This window comes from Epilithonimonas sp., from assembly GCF_032055105.1.
In the GTDB taxonomy this organism is placed as follows: domain Bacteria; phylum Bacteroidota; class Bacteroidia; order Flavobacteriales; family Weeksellaceae; genus Epilithonimonas.
In genome coordinates, this window is record NZ_DAMBRK010000002.1 from 174,836 (window position 1) to 193,609 (window position 18,774).

The following is an 18,774-nucleotide window of genomic DNA, read 5'->3' on the forward strand; positions in this document are numbered from 1 at the left end:
CTTTCATTTTTAGTTTTGAAGATTCAAATAAATCTTTTGGTTTTTTCCAATGTTTGCGCCTTCCGCCGGAAATTGTCCTGTGATTTTCCCAACACCTTTGTAATCTACTCTGTAACCTAAATTTTCAAGTTGAGGAATCACATTCTTTCCAATCATTCCCACCAAATTCGGCATTGAATCTCTTGTCACATTCACCTTTACATTTGGCGCAGTCATTTTATTAAGATTAACCTTATGTTCAACCAAAAGGTCTTTCTCAACATTCAAAGGTGTTTTCAAGAAAGTCTTTCCAGCAATCTCTTTAAAAACTGGCGCAGAAACTGTTCCTCCATAAAATCCTTTTGATACATCTGGCTGATTGACAACTACGATACACGTATATTTCGGATTATCGGCCGGATAAAAACCTGCAAATGAAGCCTGATATTTCATCGGTCCCGCTTTCCAATATTCGAATCTTGCTGTTCCTGTTTTGCCGGCAATTTTAAGATTCGGAGTATAGATACTTCTTGCCGTTCCTTTCTCAACGGCTTTTGTCAAAGCATTGGTCATCATTGTAATCGCTTTATCAGAAGCCATTTTCTTAACCATTATTTCAGGTTTCGCTTCATAAAGCACTTTACCGTCTTTTGCAATTTTATCGATGAAAAGAGGTTTTACCATTTTTCCTTTGTTGGCAATCCCGTTATAGAAAGCAACCAATTGTAATAATGGAAAACGAGAAGAATATCCATAACCCAATGATGCCAAAGTCGCCTTATTCCATCGTTTGCTTTGAGGTGTTTGAATCGAAGGCTTTGCAATTCCCGGAAGCTCAATCTGCATTTTATCAAACATCTTCCAACGTTTTAAATGGTCAATGAAAACTTGAGGTTTATCTGCGTAATGTGTTGTAATTAATTTTGCTGCACCAACGTTACTTGACTTAGCTAAAACATCACTTACATCATAAGTTCCACCTCCGTGACCGTCAGTAATTCTTTGTCCTGCGTAGGTCCAAATTCCATTTCCGATGTTAACTTTCGTATTTTCATCAATGAAACCATCGTCCATCGCTGCCAAAAGTGAAACCGTTTTGAATGTAGAACCCGGTTCCTGAGCATCTTTCACAGTATAATTGTAAGCATCAACATATATTCCCGGTTCGGTTCTTCTAAGATTGACCATTGCACGAATTTTTCCCGTCTCAACCTCCATTACAACAACACTTCCGTGATTTGCATCGAATTTGATTAATTGATTTTCCAATGCCGAATGTGCAATATCCTGAATTCTCAAATCCAGAGTTGTGTAAACATCCTGCCCATCAACAGGCTCCTGAACCTTCCAGTAATCAATTGGCTTCCATTGAGAAGAAGTAATTTTCTGTTCTAAACGCTTTCCATCAATTCCTGTCAAATATTTACTGAAAGCGCCTTCCAGCCCAGACTTTGATTCACCATTATCAGCTCCAATTGTTCCTGCTCCGATTTGAGTTGTTGCCAATTCTCTTCGGAAATTTCTTTCCACAATGAAACCTCCTTTATTTTTCCCTTTTTTGAAAATCGGAAAATTTCTGATTCTGTCATATTCATCAAAATCAAGCCCTCTTGCTAAAAGATAATATTGGTTATTCTTCTGATTCTGAGCATCTAATTTCGCTCTGAAGTAGCTTCGCGGTTTATCAAACATCTTGCTGAGAGAATCTGTCAATGCTCCAATATTGTTGGAATAGATTGTATCTCTCATTGATTTGAAATCCAGATAGATATCGTACCGCATCACTGTCGTAGCCAAAATAGAACCGTCTGAAGCGAAAAGATTTCCACGAGCAGCCTTTAAAGTGGCTTCGCGGTAATTTTTGCTGATATAATTATTTTCAAATTCTTCAACATTCGTATTCTGAAGAATTAAAATCCTTGTTAAAAAAATGACAAACAAAATGAAAGCTCCCAACACAAAAAGGTAGCCCCACTTCAATGCATTGGAACGCTTTTTATCGTAATTGTTATTTGGTTGCTTTATCATTTGTGCTATCAACTTTTATCAATAATTTCATTGGGTGACTATCCAAACTCACCAGAGAATCCTGAACCATTTCTTTTCCCAGTTCGGATTCCATTCTTATCTTTATCAATCGACTCTGCGCATAAGCATTTCTCGATTTGTACTCTTCTGTCTCTTCTTTTAGCTTATTGACACGCTCAATTTTCTGATTCACCAAGTGATTACTATAAATCATCACCATCAACAATCCGAAAATGAACAGAAAATATTTGTAATGCGCCTTTACCTCATCACGGTTAAGAAAATTCCCTTTTATTATATCCATAAAAGTGAGTTTCTTTTTCTGCTTATTGTAGGTTGTCTGCTTTGCCATTTTTGGTTGTTTGTTGTCGGTTGACAGCTGATAGATTTAAAAACATCTTCAAACAACTATCAACTAAAAACCATCAACTATAATTTTGTTCCTATTCTCATTTTTGCGCTTCTTGCACGAGAATTTTCTTCTATTTCTTTATCGTCCGGAATGATTGCTTTTGTCTTTAACAATTCAAAAGCTTTTGCATAATTTCCGTAAATATCACGCTGAGGTTCACCTTCAAACATTCCGTTTTTCAGAAAACGTTTTACCAATCTATCTTCTAAAGAATGGTAAGAAATCACGACTAGTCTTCCTTCAACTTTTAAAATTTTGTAAGACTGAACGAGCATTTCTTTCAGAACTTCCAGCTCTTGATTAACCTCAATTCGGATTGCCTGAAAAACTTGAGCAAAAAATTTGTTCTGCTTAAAAGCCGGAATATAACTGAAGAGATTTTTCAAATCCTCAGTCGTATTGATTTTTTTAGTTTTTCTATGATGAACAATTTCTCTTGCCAATTTTCGAGACTCTCTCAATTCTCCATATTGATAAAAGATATTCGCAAGGTCTTCTTCTTCGTAATCGTTGATGATTTTTTTTGCGTCCAAACCTTGCATTACATTCATTCTCATATCAAGAGGCGCATTGCTTCTGGTAGAAAATCCACGTTCTGCTTCATCAAACTGATGAGAAGAAACACCTAAATCCGCCAAAATCCCATCCACGTGAGAAATCCCATAAGCCAACATCGAATTTTCCAAGAACCTAAAATTCTGATTGACCAAAGTAAATCTCGGGTCATCAATTGCATTTTTCAACGCATCCAAATCTTGATCAAAAGAAAACAACCTTCCTTTTTCGGAAAGCCTGCTTAAAATTTCCCTTGAGTGACCACCACCACCAAAAGTACAATCTACGTAAATCCCGTCCGGATTGGTTACCAGAGCATCTACGCTTTCTTTTAATAAAACTGGATTATGATACATTGTCTTTATAATTGATGAATGATGATTGATAAATGATTTAATAATCGGTTTCAGAACCTATTAATTATTCTTTCTTAATTATTAATTTGACTCCTCGGAATCAAGGTTTCCCATTACATCCTCTGCAAGATTGGCGAAATCAGATTCGCTGACAGAAATGACTTGTTCGTAAGAATCTTTGTCCCAAATCTCGAACAATTCACCCGCGCTAGTAATCACAATTTCTTTGCTGAGGTTAGCATACTGAGTCAAATCTTTGCTGATTTGCAGACGACCGACATTATCCATCTCCACTGTTTTGACTCCCGCCGTAAACATCCTGATGAAATCTGCATTTTTCTTGATAAATCGGTTGAGACCGTTTATTTTTGCCATCAGTTTTTCCCAAGGTTTCATTGGATAAACCTCAAGACACTTCTGAAACACCGAACGCTTGATTACAAATGGCTCATCTGCAAAATGTTCCATCTGCTTCGTAAGCGAAGCAGGCAGTTTGATGCGCCCTTTGTCATCTATTTTGCACTCGTATGTTCCAATGAAGTTTTTCATTTGGAGCAAATTTATATAAAAATCTACCACATTTTACCACTTTCGCCCACTTTTATACTTAATGTTTATAACTTTTTGGTTTCAAAGCTTTCTTGGCTAATGATTTGATTTAAAATCGATTAAAATGAATTATTGCGAAAACCCTTATTATAAAGCCTTTGCAATGAATGATTTAAAAAATTCAGTTAGAAATGTTTCATTATTTAAAATGATTCTAACTAAAATTTCAAATTACCTATATTTGTTATATGAACTATTTAGAAGCACTTAACTGGCGATATTCTGTGAAAAAATTTGACGGAAGGAAGATTTCTTCTGAAAAACTGAACAACATCCTGGAAGCAGGACGACTGTCTGTCAGCTCATTAGGACTACAACCTTATCATCTCTTGATTGTGGAAAATCACGAGACAATTCAGAAATTGATTCCGGCTTTTTATAATCCATCACAAATATCGACTTGTTCGCACTTGATTGCTCTGGTCACAAAAACTCATATTAATAAGGAGTATGTTGACAATTACTTCAGTCATATTATTAATGAACGTGGTGTGACTTTGGAGCAATTGTCGGCTTTTAGAAATAACATCAATCTTTTCTTAGAAAATTATACTCAGAAAGAACTGGAAAGTTGGTCCGAAAAACAGAGCTATATTGTTTTAGGTTCATTGATAATAGCATCCGCCGAAGAAGAAATCGACACTTGCCCAATGGAAGGTTTCAAATCTGAAATCATAGAAGACGTATTGAAAATCGATAAAGAACACGAAAAAATTGCAGTTGTTCTTGCGCTTGGTTACAGAGCAGAAGATGATATTTTTCAGAATTTCAAAAAAGTAAGAAAACCTGCGGATAAGTTTATTAAATTTCTGTAAATTTATTTTTTTAATTCAATTAAAATGAATGCAATCAGACAAATCGTTGAGGTTAAAAACCATAAGTTAAGCATCGAACTTCCAGAAAACTTCGATGCAGAATATGCTGAGGTTATCATTTTTCCGAAAGAAGAAGAATTTGATTTTGAAATTTCTGAAGATGAGAAAGCATTGATGAGAAAGCGTGTTGCAGAAGCTAAAGAAGAAGATTTTGAAGATTGGGACGCTATTAAACATAACTTTTTATAATGTTCAAAGTTTCAATTCTAAAAAGTGCGAAATCTGACCTTAGAGATGCAAGTGATTATTATGGAGCAATTTCTAAAGAACTTAAGGCTAGATTTCTCACCAATTTCAATGATACATTAAACCAACTTAAAGAAATCCCCTATTTCCAAATAAGATTTGATGAGTTTCGTTTGAGGCAAGTCAAAAACTTTCCCATTATGATTCATTATATTATTAATGAAGAGGAAAAAATAGTCAAGGTTTACGGCATTCGTTTTGCCAAATCCAATCCTGACAGTTATCCAAAGATTTAATATCTTTAATAATCCTACAATTTCAAAATTAAAATGATAAAAACAGACGTTCTTGTAATCGGTTCCGGAATCTCGGGCTTATCTTATGCCATCAAAATTGCCGAACAATTACCTGAAACTAAAATAACAATCGTTACAAAATCCAACGAGGACGAAAGCAATACCAAATATGCACAAGGCGGATTGGCAGTCGTAACGGATTTTTCCAAAGATAATTTTCAAAAACATATTGACGACACTTTACGAGCCGGAGATTACATCAATGACCCCGAAATTGTAAAAATAGTTGTTGAAGAAGCACCTCATCGTTTTAATGAAATTGTAGAATGGGGCGCAAAATTTGACCAAGAAAAAGGTAAGTATTCATTAGGAAGAGAAGGCGGACACACAGAGAATAGAATTGTTCATCACAAGGACATTACAGGATTCGAAATTGAAAGAGCTCTTCTTGAAACTATTAGAAACTCTCCAAATATCGAAATGCTTCCTCATCATTATGTTATCGATTTGATAACTCAACACCACGTTCCTGGGAAAGAATTGGACAAGGGAAATATCAATGCTTACGGAGCTTATATCCTTGATGAACAGAATAAGAAAATCAAAAAAATCACTTCGAAAATTACTTTAGTTGCAACAGGAGGAGCAGGTCACGTTTACAAAAATACAACCAATCCAATTATTGCAACAGGAGACGGAATCGCTTTTGTTCACAGAGCTCAAGGAAAAGTTTCGAATATGCAGTATTATCAGTTTCATCCAACGGCAATGTATTCTAAAAGAGACGGAATGTTATTCCTGATTTCGGAAGCTGTTCGTGGAGACGGCGCAAAACTTCGTACCAAAAATGGAAAACCGTTTATGCAAAAATATGATGAGCGCGAAGAATTGGCGTCTCGCGACATCGTTGCAAGAGGAATCGATAATGAATTGAAAATAAGCGGAGATGATTATGTAGGTTTGGATTGTCGTGAAATGGACAGAGAAAAATTCATCAATCACTTCCCCAATATCTATCAAAAATGTTTGGATGAAGGCATCGACCCTTTTAAAGAATTGATTCCTGTGGTTCCGGCTTGCCATTATCTGATGGGCGGAATCGATACTGACCAATACGGGCAATCTTCTATCAAAAATCTTTTCGCGGTTGGAGAATGTACCAATTCTGGACTTCACGGTGCGAATAGATTAGCTTCGAACTCTTTATTAGAAGGTTTGGTTTTTGGTCACAATGCAGCGATGAAAACGGTTGAATTGTTGAAAGAAAATGATTTTAATTTCGATGATTTAAAAGCTGTTCCGGAATGGAATGAAGAAGGAATGAAAATGATGGACGAAATGGTTCTGGTAACTTATCTCAGAAAACAACTTCAGGAAATGATGAGCGACTTGGTTGCCATCGTACGAAGTAATGCGAGATTGGAATTAGCTAAGAAAAAACAACGAGAAATCTATGAAGCCGTAACAGAACTTTATAATTATTCCATACTTTCGCCTCAGCTTTCGGAACTTAGAAATCTCGTGAATGTTTCTTATCTGATTATCAAGCACTCTCTTGAAATGAAAGAAAATAAAGGAGCATTTTACAATAAGGATTTGGCTACGAAACCACTTTTGATTAATGAATAAAATCTGTAAAACGTATTAATGTAAAATGTATTAAAGATTTAAAAGAACTAAAAATCTTTAATACATAAATACTTTTTACATTAGTACAAAAATAAACCCCAATGAAAAGACCATCTTACGCCAGCGATAAAGTTTTAAAAGAATTCATCAGAACTGCTTTAGAAGAAGACATCCAAAACGGCGACCATTCAACATTGTCAACAATTCCCAAAGATTTGGAACAGAAAGCTCAGCTTTTGGTTAAAGAGAACTGCATTTTGGCTGGTGTTGAATTGGCGGAAATTATTTTCAAATCGTTTGATAAAAATCTTAACGTTGAAGTTTTTATTAAAGATGGAGAATCTGCAAAAAAAGGAGATGTTGCTTTTGTTGTAACAGGAAAAGCTAGGTCAATTTTATCAACAGAACGTTTGGTTCTGAATTGTATGCAAAGAATGAGCGGAATCGCAACAATGACACACGATTGGGATTCTAGATTAGTTGGAACAAAAACGAAACTTCTCGACACCAGAAAAACCACACCAAATTTCCGAGTTTGCGAAAAATGGGCCGTTGCCATTGGTGGAGGAACCAATCATAGATACGGACTTTATGATATGATAATGCTGAAAGACAATCACATTGATTATAATGGAAGTATTACCAACGCGGTGAAAATGGCGAAAGATTACGTCAAAAAAAATAAACTCAAACTTAAAATAGAAGTTGAAACCCGCAATCTTGACGAGGTGGAGGAAGCAGTCAAATCCGGTGCTGACAGAATTATGTTTGACAATATGGATGTCGAGACAATGACCAAAGCCGTAAAGATTGTAAACGGAAGATCTGAAACCGAAGCAAGCGGCGGAATTACTCGTGAGGTGTTAAATTCGGTGGCGAAAACTGGCGTAAATTTTATCTCAGCAGGCGCTTTAACCCACTCTTCGAGCAATATCGACCTGAGTCTCAAGGCTTTAAAAAATTAACAATCCATTAACATCTCTTATCTTTTTTTTTAAGACTTTTGCGACATAAATCTTAAATAAATGAAAATGTTATCGAAAAGCCCAGCATTAGCCCTTATGCTGACAATGAGTACAGCAAGTTTTTACTTTGCACAATCTACTCAAGATACACTTACAAAAGAGAACGAAATTGAACAAGTTGTTCTAACAGGAGTTGCTGATATCGCTAAAGATAGAAAGACTCCAGTTGCAGTTTCTACAATAAAAGAAGCTCAAATAATAGAAAAACTTGGAAATCAGGAATTTCCTGAAATCTTAAACACTACACCTTCTGTTTACGCTACAAAATCTGGAGGTGGTTTTGGTGATAGTAAAATTGGTATCCGTGGTTTTGACCAAATCAACATTGCGGTAATGGTAAATGGTATGCCTGTTAATGACATGGAAAGTGGTGCCGTTTATTGGTCAAACTGGGCTGGACTTTCTGACGTAACATCTGCTTTACAAGTTCAAAGAGGTTTGGGTTCATCTAAATTAGCAATTGCATCTGTTGGAGGTACAATCAATGTACTTACAAGAGCAGCAGACAAAAAACAAGGTGGAATTCTTACTGCAGGAATTGGTAATGATGGTTATTACAAAAATTCTTTTGCTTACAATACTGGAAAGTCTGAAAAAGGATGGTCTTCATCTTTCTTAATGTCAAGAACAGCTGGAAATACTTATGCGGATGGAACCAAATTTGAGGGTTACAATTATTACTTTGCTCTAGGTTTCCAACCCAATGCAAAACATGATTTCCAATTCACATTAACTGGTGCTCCACAATGGCATAATCAAAGATCTTATCAAATAAAACTTTCCGACCTACTAAAATATGGTAGCGACGGCAAGCCAAATAGAAGATATAATGCAGACTGGGGTTATCTAAATGGTCAAGAATTTGCTAACAGAGCAAACTATTACCACAAACCTGTAATGTCTCTTAACTGGGATTATAAAATGAGCGAAGCTTCAAAATTAAGCACAGTTCTTTATGCATCTTTTGGTAGAGGTGGTGGAACTGGAGATCTAGGATCTGTTGGCGGAAAAAGACTAAGTGCTTTCCGTGACGCAACAACAGGCCTTTATGATTTTGATGCAGTAGTAGCAGCCAATCAAGCTTCAAATCCAGATGCAGGTCAATTAATCAGAAGATCTTCTATCAATTCTCATAACTGGTTTGGTTTGATTTCTAGCTTCAACCATAAAATCAACGATAATTTTAGCTTTAGTGCAGGTATCGACACAAGATACTACAAAGGTTACCACTATCAGGTTGTAAGTGACTTGTTAGGAGCTTCTGCTTACAAAGACACCGCTAATAAGAACATTCCGGCAAACTATGTATCTGCTGTATATGCTCCAAAACCAGACTGGAATCCTTTTGGTGGAAAAATTGAACCAATGAGCGAAAGAATTGGTTACAGTAATGATGGAGAAGTTTTATGGTATGGAGGTTTTGGACAATTAGAATATTCTAATGACAATCTATCTGTTTTTGTACAAGGAGCTGTTTCTAACCAAGCGTTCCAAAGAATTGATAGCTTTATCAAAGATGGAACAGTCTTAACAAACGGAACTTTAAATACAAAAACTGGTTTCAAAGATATCGTAGGTTACAACGCAAAAGCAGGAGCAAACTATAACATCAACGAGAATCATAATGTATTTGTAAATGTTGGATACTACTCAAAACAGCCTTTCTTCAACTCTGTATATCCTAACAACCAAAACCTTATCAATCCATATTTAACCAATGAGAAAATCTTTGGTGCTGAAGCTGGATACGGATTCCGTTCTTCATTCTTTAATGCTAATGTTAACCTTTACAGAACTTCTTGGAAAGATAGATTCCAAAGAAGAAGTGAGACTGTTAACGGTGTAAGAGGTTACTCAAACATCACGGGGATTACAGAAATCCACCAAGGTGTTGAAGTTGACTTAAATGCAAAAATCAATAACTTTATTGCTATAACAGGTATGTTCTCTTTGGGAGACTGGTTCTATGAAGGTAATGCGCAAGGTAACTTGTTCAATGATAACAACGAACCTATGGACAGCCAAGGAAATACTGTAGGAACTTCCGCTACTTCTACATTATATTTGGACAAGGTTAAAGTTGGAAATTACGCTCAAACAACTGCCGCTCTTGGAGTTGATTTAACACCTTTCAAGAACTTTAAGTTTAATGCTCAATACAGATATAATTCAAACTTGTATGCAAACCTTAATGTTTTAAGTTTCTCAACACCTGCTGCAGGAGAACAAGGAGCTTTAAAATTACCTAGCTTTGGTTTAGTAGATTTAGGAGCATCTTACAACATCCCTTTGAATGCTAAACAATCTTTTACACTTAGAGGTAATGTTTATAACTTGTTTGATAAATTCTACATCCAAGAATCCTATACAAACATTCATCAAGATGCAACAAGCACAATGTATGACGGTATAGATGTAAGAAACGAAGTATTCTACGGTTTTGGGACTACTTGGTCAGCTTCTGTTTCTTTCAACTTCTAAAAATTAGATTAATATTTAATTATAATTCAAATCCCGGCAATCTGTCGGGATTTTTCTATCTTTGCTTTTCAAAAATCTGGATATGGAAATTTATAACATTCTTTTACACGCACACAAAGGCTTCGCTTACCTCGAACTTTTGCTGGTTGTTGTGTTTTTAGTGCTTTTGGTTGTAACGATGTTTGGTTACAGCGGTAATATTTCAAAAGCTTTGAAAAAAGTGACATTATTTACAATGATCTTTTTTCACATTCAGTTTACAATTGGAATCATTATGCTAATCACCAACATTACAAAAGGTTTGGATATGGGTGCAGTAATGAAAAATGCTGATTTGAGATTCACTTATGTAGAACATCCTTTTTCTATGTTGATTGCAGCAGTATTAATGACCATCATCAACAAAAAATTCAAAACAATCGAAAAACTTACCATTCCTATGATGTCATTAGGATTGGTTGCAATTGCACTTTTTGTATTTGCATTCCCTTGGGCAAGAGTTTTCGGATAAATATTAACAATTTTAATTAATTTAAAACAATGAAAGTAGCTGTAGTAGGCGCAACCGGAATGGTTGGACAAGTTATGCTGAAAGTTTTGGAAGAGAGAAATCTTCCAATCACCGAATTAATTCCTGTAGCATCAGAGAGATCTGTTGGTAAGAAGATTAAGTTTAAGGACAAGGAATTCACTATCGTTAGCATGGACGACGCTATTGCAGTCAAACCCGAGATCGCTATTTTTTCAGCCGGCGGTGGAACTTCTTTGGAAGTTGCTCCGAAATTTGCCGAAGTTGGAACAGTAGTGATCGATAACTCATCGGCTTGGAGAATGGATCCAACTAAAAAATTGGTTGTTCCGGAAATCAATGCTAATGTTCTGACAAAAGAAGATAAAATCATTGCTAACCCAAATTGTTCTACAATCCAATTGGTAATGGTTCTTCACCCTTTGAATCAAAAATACGATATCAAAAGAGTTGTAGTTTCTACTTATCAATCTGTAACCGGAACTGGTAAAGCAGCTGTTGACCAGTTAAACGCGGAAATCAAAGGAGAAAGTCTTGAGAAAGTTTATCCTTATCAAATCTTCAAAAATGCATTGCCTCATTGTGATGTTTTCGCTGATGACGATTACACGAAAGAAGAAATCAAATTAATGAAAGAGCCTAAGAAAATCCTAGGCGACGATACTTTCAATTTGACAGCAACTGCGGTAAGAGTACCTGTACAAGGCGGACATTCTGAAAGTGTTAATATCGAATTCGAAAATGAATTTGATCTTGATGAAGTTAGAAGAATTCTTTCCGAAACGCCTGGCGTTACACTTCAAGACGATGTAAAAAACAATCATTATCCAATGCCTATATATTCTGAAGGAAAAGACGATGTTTTTGTAGGAAGAATCCGTCGAGATCTCTCTCAGCCGAAAACGCTTAACCTCTGGATTGTAGCAGACAATCTCCGAAAGGGCGCTGCTACCAACGCAGTTCAGATTGCAGAATACTTAGTAGCAAACAACTTAGTTTAAACTAACAAAATCTAAAGAATCTTCGAAAATTTCGAAGATTCTTTTTTTAGCAATGAAAAAGAATAAAGAACATAAAAACAACATCATTTTCCAGAGATGGATTGCGGCAATAGGAATCATTCTCTTTATTGGAAAACTCGTTGCATGGAAACTGACAAATTCTGATGCCGTATTTTCTGATGCAATGGAAAGCATCGTGAACGTAATCAGTGCTTTTCTTGGGCTTTATTCCTTATATCTTGCTGCAAAACCAAAAGATGAAAATCATCCTTACGGACACGGGAAAGTCGAATTCGTAACATCCGCTATCGAAGGTTCTTTGATTAGTATTGCTGGTGTAATGATTATCTACGAAGGAACCAACAGCTTGATTTCTGGCAAAGTTCTTAGTAAGTTGGATTTAGGAATTTGGATTATTGCGGCAACAGCTATTATCAATTACATCATTGGTTATATCTCGATTCAAAAAGGAAAAAAAGATAATTCAATCGTTCTGGTTTCTTCTGGAAAACATCTTCAATCCGATACCATTACAACTTTGGGTGTTGTTTTAAGCTTAGTCTTAGTGTATTTCACAAAATTGATTTGGTTAGATTCTGTTGTAGCGTTAATTTTTGGTTTTTACATTATTATTATAGGCTACAAAATCATCAGAAAATCTCTAAGTGGAATTATGGATGAAGCTGATCCAGAGATGCTTGAAAGACTAGCAACTTTCCTTAATGAAAATCGAAAACCCGAATGGATTGACGTTCATAATATGAAAATCCAACAGTTTGGGAGCCGACTTCATATTGATGCGCATATTACTTTACCTTGGTATTTCGAACTAAGAACAGCTCACAACGAGATGGAAGAAGTCATCAAGCTTATTGCAAAAAATACAGATAGGAAAGTTGAATTTAATTTCCACATGGATGATTGTAAACCGACTTCCTGCGCAATATGCCAAGTTGAGAACTGCCCAGTTCGCCAACATATTTTCACAAAAAAAATAGATTGGAATGGTGAGAATATTTCTCAGCCAGATAAGCATACAATTGAAAATTAACTCTGCAAAACCTTTTTTCTGTAATAAAAAATAGGAATTAGTAGAATAACTGTCAAAGGTTGAATCACAAAACGTCTTACATAAAATGAAAACATGTATCCAATTTGAAATTTGTCATAAACACAGAATAGATAAATTGGAAATACAATCACGAAAACCAATAGTATCAATACAAAAGCCTGCTTCGTCCATTCTTTATCTTTAAAAAGAAAATGAAAAATCACCAATGAAAAAAAGACATTTAGCCCAAATCTAAACAATTGACTTACAACTAGTTTCCCCCAACTGAAATTTGGAAAAGTAGCAGAATGATTGGCGGTCTTGAAAAAAACAAGAAATGGATCATAAAAGAAATGATCTTCTATGCCACGGATTGCTATCAAACCGAGAACTCCCAATAAAACACAAAAACACCTAAGCATCTTTGTAATGTTTTAGAGATATCAATATAGAAACGTAAGCGAACATTTATAAAAAACTTAAATTGGTAAAGAAATAACAGTATGGATTTTTCAATCTATATTGATTAAAAAATAACATAAATACCCGATAAACTTAAGAAAGTAAATTTTCTATAAATCGAAGTGTAAAATATTCGAATCGGTTTGATTCAATAAGGAAATATCAGAAAGCTGAACTTCGGTAATAAATTTATTTTTCATTGTTTCTCATGTGTTAGAAAACAAAATTACAAAAATAAATATTCTTATTGCTAATAATTGAAATCCCGAACTGGAAATCAAGATTTATCCGTCTTCTTCAATGCAAAAAACTGAATCCAGATGAGCCAAAGAACAACCACTCCACCGTAGACAATTGCAGGAAAAATGTAGTCATGACCAACTCTTTCGTATTGAGGATATTTTATAAAAATGATATTTAGCATCACAATTCTTAAGACATTTAGGATATGAAGAATAACAAGACCAGCAAGAACATATAAAAATGTCTTTGCCCCTTTGTAAAACGCAAAAACAAATGCAGAGAAAAGAATAACTACAGAAATCACGTTGCAGCCTTCTACCATTCTAGTCGTGAATTTTCCAGAAGTCTGGAACAAAACACTGTGAAGTTGCATACTATCTACCAAAACTGTTGGAAATCCAAAAATACTTTGTAAAAAAGCGACTTGTTGTGCGACCCATCTTGTAAACGGATCCACCACATCGTTCTCATATTCGTTAAGATAGAATTGATACAATAATACCAAAACTATGTATACTATAACAAACCTTAATAGAATCTTCAGAACCGGCAGAAAATCTTTCATAGTTGTAAAATTACGATTTTATTCTATTATTAATTAACTTTGCCTTATGCAGCAACATCAGGATTTTTTTGAAGACTACTTAGGAAAAAAATCGATTTTTTTTAAAGCTTTACCTCAAAGCGGTTCTTCTAGAATCAATTATATTGGTAAATCCGACAATGAGAACTTTGTCATTACTTACAACGAAAACAATCGTGAGAATGAGGCTTTTTTCTATTTCACAGAACTATTTCAAAGTCTAAATCTCAACACACCGAAGATTTTCAAAATCAATTCTGAAAGAAATCTCTACGTTCAGGAATTCCTTGGAAACAAAACTCTTTCGGAGATTATCTCTGAAGAAGGATTGACCAATCGTGTAAAAAATCTGGTTACAAAAAGTCTTGAAAAACTTTTTGAACTTCAAACAAAAACTTTAGGCAAAGTAGATTTCAGAAACAGTTTCGAATACGAGAGTTATGATGATCTTCCAATCACTCACGATTTATATTATTTCAAAAACTTTTTTGTAGATATTTTGGAAATCGAATACCACAAGTCATCACTTTTAAAAGAATTTAAAGCAATCTCTGAAAAGATTCAGAAGCTTGTTCCTAAAACGTTGATGATTCGGGATTTTCAATCAAGAAATATTTTGGTCAATGATGAAAATGATGTTTTCTTCATCGATTATCAATCTGCAATGGAAGGTCCTGCGACTTACGATGTGATTTCGTTTCTCTATCAGGCTAAAGCTAATTTCCCCAATGATTTCAAAGAAGAGATGCTGGATTATTACTTATCATTTTGGAAGGATGAGACTGATAAAAACAATTTGAAAGAATCATTTAACTGGATGAAACTGATGCGTTTTCTGCAGGTTTTAGGCGCTTATGGATTGAGAGGATTGATTCAGAGAAAATTTCACTTTTTAGCAAGCATTGAGCAAGGCATTGAAAATATATCTAAATTAAATCAAAACTGGCAAGAAATAGCAGTTGAGTTCCCAGAATTGTACTTTTTGATTTTGAGATTGACAACTCCAGAGATTAAACAGAAAATTGAAGATTTAATTATTAAATAAAAAACCTCAGAATGACTTCTGAGGTTTTTCTGAATATTTTCAGTCTCTCTAATTATTTAAAACACTTAATGTATTTTCTTTTACGATTCGTTTTGCGAATTGAAATTTAGGTCCCCAATAGTTATCATCCAATGATGAAACCATTACACCTTTTGAAGTCGCTGCGTGGATAAATTTAATCTCACCTTCTGGAGTTACTTCTTCTACAATCCCAACGTGAGATATTCTACCTCTTCTATGTGAAAAGAAAACTAAATCTCCTTTTTGTAATTCTGTTCTTTCTACCGCCACACCTTCTTGAGATTGGTCTGCTGCCACTCTAGGAAGATCCATTCCTGCAGCTACTCCAAAAACAGATAAAACAAATGCTGAACAATCTATTCCGCTTCTGGAAGTCCCTCCGTATCTATAAGGAGTTCCTAGGTAACTTTCAGCTTCGGATAAGATATTATCAATCGTATTACTGTGCATGATTGCATTCTCAATAGCAGATCTTTTGATTGCATCATTGGTATTAGACATAGAAGCTAATACATGCTGTCCTTTGTTATTTGAGTTGTTGGATACCGCTTTTATATTTACAGAAGCAAATTTGGCATCAGTTTTGTATGTTTGATTGTTAGAAACCACATAGTTAGAAACACAAGACTGAAGTGTGAAAAACGTGGTCACAAATAAGATATAAACTAGAACTCTTTTCTTCATATATATTTAATTATTCGTGTTAGACTTAGGTTGGTTTTTGTGATTGCATAGCAAATTTAGCCATTACCGTTAAAAGGGTCTGTCTAATCAAATTGACAGCTCTTGAGTTTAACACATTTTAACAGTCTTTTTAAGAATGTTAAAAAAAAACAAACCGCAAAGCCTTTATTTAGACTTTGCGGTTTTATTTTTTATTAAGATTCTTTAACTTTTTAGAAATTGTCTATCTAGTAAATAACAATTCTCTATATTTTGTCATTGGCCAAAGTTCATCATCAACCATCATTTCCAAAGCATCAGAAGCCTCTCTAATGTTCTCAAATAACGGGATTACTTTGTTGCAATATTCTTCAGCTTGTTTCTGACTTCCTGCTGTATTTTTAGCCTTTTCTTTAGCAGTTAATAATGAGTCAACACCCACTTTGATTTGAGAAACATTTCCAGAGATATTAGTAATCAAATCTAATTGTTCTTTTGCCAAAGTTTTGAATTCTTTATCTCCAAAGATTTCTTTCAAACCTTTCACGTTCTCAATCAATCTGTTTTGATAATTAAGCGCTGCAGGAATGATGTGGTTTCTTGCAATGTCAGCTAAAACTCTAGCTTCGATATCAATTACAGTAGAATATTTTTCCAACTTAATTTCATTTCTAGCCTCAAACTCTCTGTGGGAATAGATTCCTAGTTCTTCATAAAGCTCAACGAATTTTTGGTCTAATTCTTTTTTAAGCGCTTCTGGAGTTGTCTTCAAGTTATTAAGACCTCTTTTCTTAGCTTCTTTCGCCCAATCGTCAGAATATCCGTCACCTTCAAACATAATGTTTTTAGACTGCTTGATATATTCTCTAAGGATATTGAAAATTGCTTCGTCTTTCTTAAGTCCTTTTTCAATTAAAGCATCTACTTCAACTTTGAAAGTTCTTAATTGTTTTGCAGCAATTACATTCATTACAGTCATTACTTCCGCACAGTTTGCAGAAGAACCAACCGCTCTGATTTCGAATTTGTTACCTGTAAATGCAAATGGAGAAGTTCTATTTCTATCGGTGTTATCTAAAAGAATTTCAGGGATTTTCCCAACTACATTCAGTTTCAATTCTGTTTTTTCTTCAGGAGATAATTTTCCGTCCGTTACTTTTTCTAATTCTTCCAAAACTCCGAACAACTGACTTCCAATGAATGCAGAAATAATCGCCGGTGGCGCTTCATTAGCTCCCAATCTGTGATCATTGCTTGCAGATGCAATTGATGCTCTTAACAAATCAGCATAATCGTGAACTGCTTTCAAAGTATTAACAAAGAAAGTCAAGAATTGTAGATTTTTCTTTGGATTTTTTCCTGGGCTCAAAAGGTTTTCACCTGTATCGGTTCCCAAAGACCAGTTGTTATGTTTCCCACTCCCATTAACACCAGCAAATGGTTTCTCGTGGAACAAAATGCTAAAGTGGTGCTTGTGCGCAATTCTCGCCATTATATCCATTAATAACGAGTTATGGTCAACTGCAACGTTAGCTTCTTCAAACATTGGAGCAAGCTCAAATTGATTTGGAGCAACCTCATTGTGACGAGTCGTTACAGGAATTCCTAACTTCATACATTCGATCTCCAATTCCTTCATGTAGTTCATTACTCTTGTAGGAATCGAACCAAAATAATGATCATCTAACTGTTGTCCTTTTGCTGGTGAGTGTCCTAACAAAGTTTTTCCAGTCATCACCAAATCTGGTCTTGACTGATACAAAGCTGTATCTACCAAGAAATATTCTTGTTCCCAACCTAATGTTGGAGAAACTTTGGTTACATTTTTATCGAAGTAAGACTTCATTACATCTGTAGCCGCTTCGTCAACAGCATTCAACGCTCTTAACAAAGGGGTTTTATTATCTAATGCTTCTCCTGTATAAGAAATAAAAATGGAAGGAATACAAAGCGTAGTCCCCATAATGAAAGCGGGAGAAGTTGGATCCCAAGCGGTATAACCTCTAGCTTCGAAAGTATTTCTGATTCCACCATTCGGGAAAGAAGAAGCATCTGGCTCTTGCTGAATCAACATTCCACCACTGAATCTCTCAATCGCTCTTCCACCTTCGATTGGCGTGAAGAAAGAATCGTGTTTTTCTGCAGTTGCACCTGTCAACGGCTGAAACCAGTGCGTGTAATGTGTCACACCTTTTGACAAAGCCCAATCTTTCATAGCTACTGCCACCTGGTCTGCAATATGTCTTTGGATTTTTGTTCCTTTTTTAATCGCATCCAAAATAGAAGTGAATGCTTCTTTTGTTAAATATTCTCTCATTGTCTCTTCTGAGAATACATTCTGACAAAACAATTCGGATAGTTTTGCAGGAACTTCTATGAAATTATCTCTTCTATAATTTCTAAAAGGAAGCTCGGCTAAGGCTTTAAATCTTAATGTTGACATAAAAGTGTGTTATTTTAAACAGGGCAAATCTACAAAAAATACAATTCAAATAATATGACCCCCCTTAAAAATTAACGCTATTTACACCTAATATTAACGCATTAATTAACACAACCCCAATTTTCAACGCATTATAGAATTTATCTAATAAAATTTCATATTTAATAAATGTTATCAAAATATGAAGAAAATTTATTTTCACTTTTATTTTAGGATATAAGTAGGAAAGTTTAATTTTAAAAACTAATACTAATCAACAATCCGAAACCCAGTAAAAGAAAACAAACCCCTGAAATTCAATC

At 34.9% G+C, this 18,774-nt stretch carries 18 protein-coding genes; 10 read left to right on the forward strand and 8 right to left on the reverse strand.

Features of this window, described 5'->3' with window-relative positions; translation table 11 throughout:
- Positions 1 to 9: 9 nt before the first annotated feature.
- The 4 genes from RTY06_RS02275 to mraZ form a co-directional block, all read right to left on the reverse strand.
- Positions 10 to 2,007 carry a penicillin-binding transpeptidase domain-containing protein gene (locus tag RTY06_RS02275; RefSeq protein ID WP_312822502.1) on the reverse strand — a complete coding sequence of 666 codons (1,998 nt, stop codon included), beginning with the start codon at positions 2,005 to 2,007 and terminating at the stop codon, positions 10 to 12.
- Positions 1,988 to 2,359, reverse strand: coding sequence for an FtsL-like putative cell division protein (locus RTY06_RS02280; protein ID WP_312822504.1), 372 nt, complete (start codon positions 2,357 to 2,359; stop codon positions 1,988 to 1,990). The genes RTY06_RS02275 and RTY06_RS02280 overlap by 20 nt, the downstream gene beginning before the upstream one ends.
- A 77-nt stretch (positions 2,360 to 2,436) precedes the next feature.
- Entirely contained in the window at positions 2,437 to 3,330 is an 894-nt protein-coding gene (rsmH, locus tag RTY06_RS02285) for a 16S rRNA (cytosine(1402)-N(4))-methyltransferase RsmH (RefSeq protein WP_312822505.1), read from the reverse strand.
- A gap of 81 nt (positions 3,331 to 3,411) precedes the next feature.
- Positions 3,412 to 3,879, reverse strand: a complete 468-nt coding sequence (gene mraZ, locus RTY06_RS02290; RefSeq protein WP_307311283.1) for a division/cell wall cluster transcriptional repressor MraZ — start codon at positions 3,877 to 3,879, stop codon at positions 3,412 to 3,414.
- 248 nt (positions 3,880 to 4,127) lie between these two features.
- Between mraZ and RTY06_RS02295 the strand changes: the two genes are divergently transcribed.
- The 9 genes from RTY06_RS02295 (at position 4,128) to RTY06_RS02335 (ending at position 13,012) form a co-directional block, all read left to right on the forward strand.
- Positions 4,128 to 4,754, forward strand: coding sequence for an NAD(P)H-dependent oxidoreductase (locus tag RTY06_RS02295; RefSeq protein ID WP_312822508.1), 627 nt, complete (start codon positions 4,128 to 4,130; stop codon positions 4,752 to 4,754).
- A 24-nt stretch (positions 4,755 to 4,778) separates the two neighbouring features.
- Positions 4,779 to 5,003 carry a hypothetical protein gene (locus RTY06_RS02300; protein ID WP_312822510.1) on the forward strand — a complete coding sequence of 75 codons (225 nt, stop codon included), beginning with the start codon at positions 4,779 to 4,781 and terminating at the stop codon, positions 5,001 to 5,003.
- Positions 5,003 to 5,296 carry a type II toxin-antitoxin system RelE/ParE family toxin gene (locus tag RTY06_RS02305; RefSeq protein WP_312822511.1) on the forward strand — a complete coding sequence of 98 codons (294 nt, stop codon included), beginning with the start codon at positions 5,003 to 5,005 and terminating at the stop codon, positions 5,294 to 5,296. Before RTY06_RS02300 ends, RTY06_RS02305 begins: the two co-directional genes overlap by 1 nt.
- A gap of 33 nt (positions 5,297 to 5,329) precedes the next feature.
- On the forward strand, positions 5,330 to 6,925 hold the full coding sequence (nadB, locus tag RTY06_RS02310) for an L-aspartate oxidase (RefSeq protein ID WP_312822512.1): 1,596 nt from the start codon (positions 5,330 to 5,332) through the stop codon (positions 6,923 to 6,925).
- A 101-nt stretch (positions 6,926 to 7,026) separates the two neighbouring features.
- Positions 7,027 to 7,890: a carboxylating nicotinate-nucleotide diphosphorylase gene (gene nadC, locus RTY06_RS02315; protein ID WP_312822513.1), complete on the forward strand. Its 864-nt coding sequence runs from the start codon at positions 7,027 to 7,029 to the stop codon at positions 7,888 to 7,890.
- Positions 7,891 to 7,950: 60 nt separating this feature from the next.
- Positions 7,951 to 10,431: a TonB-dependent receptor domain-containing protein gene (locus tag RTY06_RS02320; protein WP_312822515.1), complete on the forward strand. Its 2,481-nt coding sequence runs from the start codon at positions 7,951 to 7,953 to the stop codon at positions 10,429 to 10,431.
- Between the two features lie 82 nt (positions 10,432 to 10,513).
- Positions 10,514 to 10,942 (forward strand): hypothetical protein, encoded by a 429-nt coding sequence (locus RTY06_RS02325; protein ID WP_312822516.1) that lies wholly within the window; start codon positions 10,514 to 10,516, stop codon positions 10,940 to 10,942.
- Positions 10,943 to 10,971: 29 nt separating this feature from the next.
- Positions 10,972 to 11,961 carry an aspartate-semialdehyde dehydrogenase gene (locus RTY06_RS02330; protein WP_312822517.1) on the forward strand — a complete coding sequence of 330 codons (990 nt, stop codon included), beginning with the start codon at positions 10,972 to 10,974 and terminating at the stop codon, positions 11,959 to 11,961.
- Between the two features lie 52 nt (positions 11,962 to 12,013).
- Positions 12,014 to 13,012, forward strand: a complete 999-nt coding sequence (locus tag RTY06_RS02335) for a cation diffusion facilitator family transporter (protein WP_312822518.1) — start codon at positions 12,014 to 12,016, stop codon at positions 13,010 to 13,012.
- Here the strand turns inward: RTY06_RS02335 and RTY06_RS02340 are convergent.
- Positions 13,009 to 13,434: an exosortase F system-associated membrane protein gene (locus tag RTY06_RS02340; RefSeq protein ID WP_312822519.1), complete on the reverse strand. Its 426-nt coding sequence runs from the start codon at positions 13,432 to 13,434 to the stop codon at positions 13,009 to 13,011. The genes RTY06_RS02335 and RTY06_RS02340 overlap by 4 nt on opposite strands.
- Positions 13,435 to 13,751: 317 nt before the next feature.
- On the reverse strand, positions 13,752 to 14,282 hold the full coding sequence (xrtF, locus tag RTY06_RS02345) for an exosortase family protein XrtF (protein WP_312822521.1): 531 nt from the start codon (positions 14,280 to 14,282) through the stop codon (positions 13,752 to 13,754).
- Between the two features lie 46 nt (positions 14,283 to 14,328).
- On the opposite strand from xrtF, the gene RTY06_RS02350 reads away from it, so the two are divergent.
- The gene (locus RTY06_RS02350) at positions 14,329 to 15,345 is read left to right on the forward strand and encodes a phosphotransferase (protein WP_312822523.1); all 1,017 of its coding nucleotides are present in this window, start codon (positions 14,329 to 14,331) and stop codon (positions 15,343 to 15,345) included.
- Between the two features lie 48 nt (positions 15,346 to 15,393).
- Here RTY06_RS02350 and RTY06_RS02355 read toward each other — a convergent pair whose 3' ends face one another.
- Entirely contained in the window at positions 15,394 to 16,050 is a 657-nt protein-coding gene (locus tag RTY06_RS02355) for a C40 family peptidase (RefSeq protein ID WP_312822524.1), read from the reverse strand.
- A gap of 223 nt (positions 16,051 to 16,273) precedes the next feature.
- Positions 16,274 to 18,472 (reverse strand): glutamine synthetase III, encoded by a 2,199-nt coding sequence (locus RTY06_RS02360; protein WP_312822525.1) that lies wholly within the window; start codon positions 18,470 to 18,472, stop codon positions 16,274 to 16,276.
- Positions 18,473 to 18,774 lie beyond the last annotated feature (302 nt).

Excerpts from the sequence above, each read along its gene's own strand:
- RTY06_RS02275 (WP_312822502.1), bottom strand. The coding sequence starts at position 2,007 with ATGATAAAGCAACCAAATAACAATTACGATAAAAAGCGTTCCAATGCA.
- RTY06_RS02280 (WP_312822504.1), bottom strand. The coding sequence starts at position 2,359 with ATGGCAAAGCAGACAACCTACAATAAGCAGAAAAAGAAACTCACTTTT.
- rsmH (WP_312822505.1), bottom strand. The coding sequence starts at position 3,330 with ATGTATCATAATCCAGTTTTATTAAAAGAAAGCGTAGATGCTCTGGTA.
- mraZ (WP_307311283.1), bottom strand. The coding sequence starts at position 3,879 with ATGAAAAACTTCATTGGAACATACGAGTGCAAAATAGATGACAAAGGG.
- RTY06_RS02295 (WP_312822508.1), top strand. The coding sequence starts at position 4,128 with ATGAACTATTTAGAAGCACTTAACTGGCGATATTCTGTGAAAAAATTT.
- RTY06_RS02300 (WP_312822510.1), top strand. The coding sequence starts at position 4,779 with ATGAATGCAATCAGACAAATCGTTGAGGTTAAAAACCATAAGTTAAGC.
- RTY06_RS02305 (WP_312822511.1), top strand. The coding sequence starts at position 5,003 with ATGTTCAAAGTTTCAATTCTAAAAAGTGCGAAATCTGACCTTAGAGAT.
- nadB (WP_312822512.1), top strand. The coding sequence starts at position 5,330 with ATGATAAAAACAGACGTTCTTGTAATCGGTTCCGGAATCTCGGGCTTA.
- nadC (WP_312822513.1), top strand. The coding sequence starts at position 7,027 with ATGAAAAGACCATCTTACGCCAGCGATAAAGTTTTAAAAGAATTCATC.
- RTY06_RS02320 (WP_312822515.1), top strand. The coding sequence starts at position 7,951 with ATGAAAATGTTATCGAAAAGCCCAGCATTAGCCCTTATGCTGACAATG.
- RTY06_RS02325 (WP_312822516.1), top strand. The coding sequence starts at position 10,514 with ATGGAAATTTATAACATTCTTTTACACGCACACAAAGGCTTCGCTTAC.
- RTY06_RS02330 (WP_312822517.1), top strand. The coding sequence starts at position 10,972 with ATGAAAGTAGCTGTAGTAGGCGCAACCGGAATGGTTGGACAAGTTATG.
- RTY06_RS02335 (WP_312822518.1), top strand. The coding sequence starts at position 12,014 with ATGAAAAAGAATAAAGAACATAAAAACAACATCATTTTCCAGAGATGG.
- RTY06_RS02340 (WP_312822519.1), bottom strand. The coding sequence starts at position 13,434 with ATGCTTAGGTGTTTTTGTGTTTTATTGGGAGTTCTCGGTTTGATAGCA.
- xrtF (WP_312822521.1), bottom strand. The coding sequence starts at position 14,282 with ATGAAAGATTTTCTGCCGGTTCTGAAGATTCTATTAAGGTTTGTTATA.
- RTY06_RS02350 (WP_312822523.1), top strand. The coding sequence starts at position 14,329 with ATGCAGCAACATCAGGATTTTTTTGAAGACTACTTAGGAAAAAAATCG.
- RTY06_RS02355 (WP_312822524.1), bottom strand. The coding sequence starts at position 16,050 with ATGAAGAAAAGAGTTCTAGTTTATATCTTATTTGTGACCACGTTTTTC.
- RTY06_RS02360 (WP_312822525.1), bottom strand. The coding sequence starts at position 18,472 with ATGTCAACATTAAGATTTAAAGCCTTAGCCGAGCTTCCTTTTAGAAAT.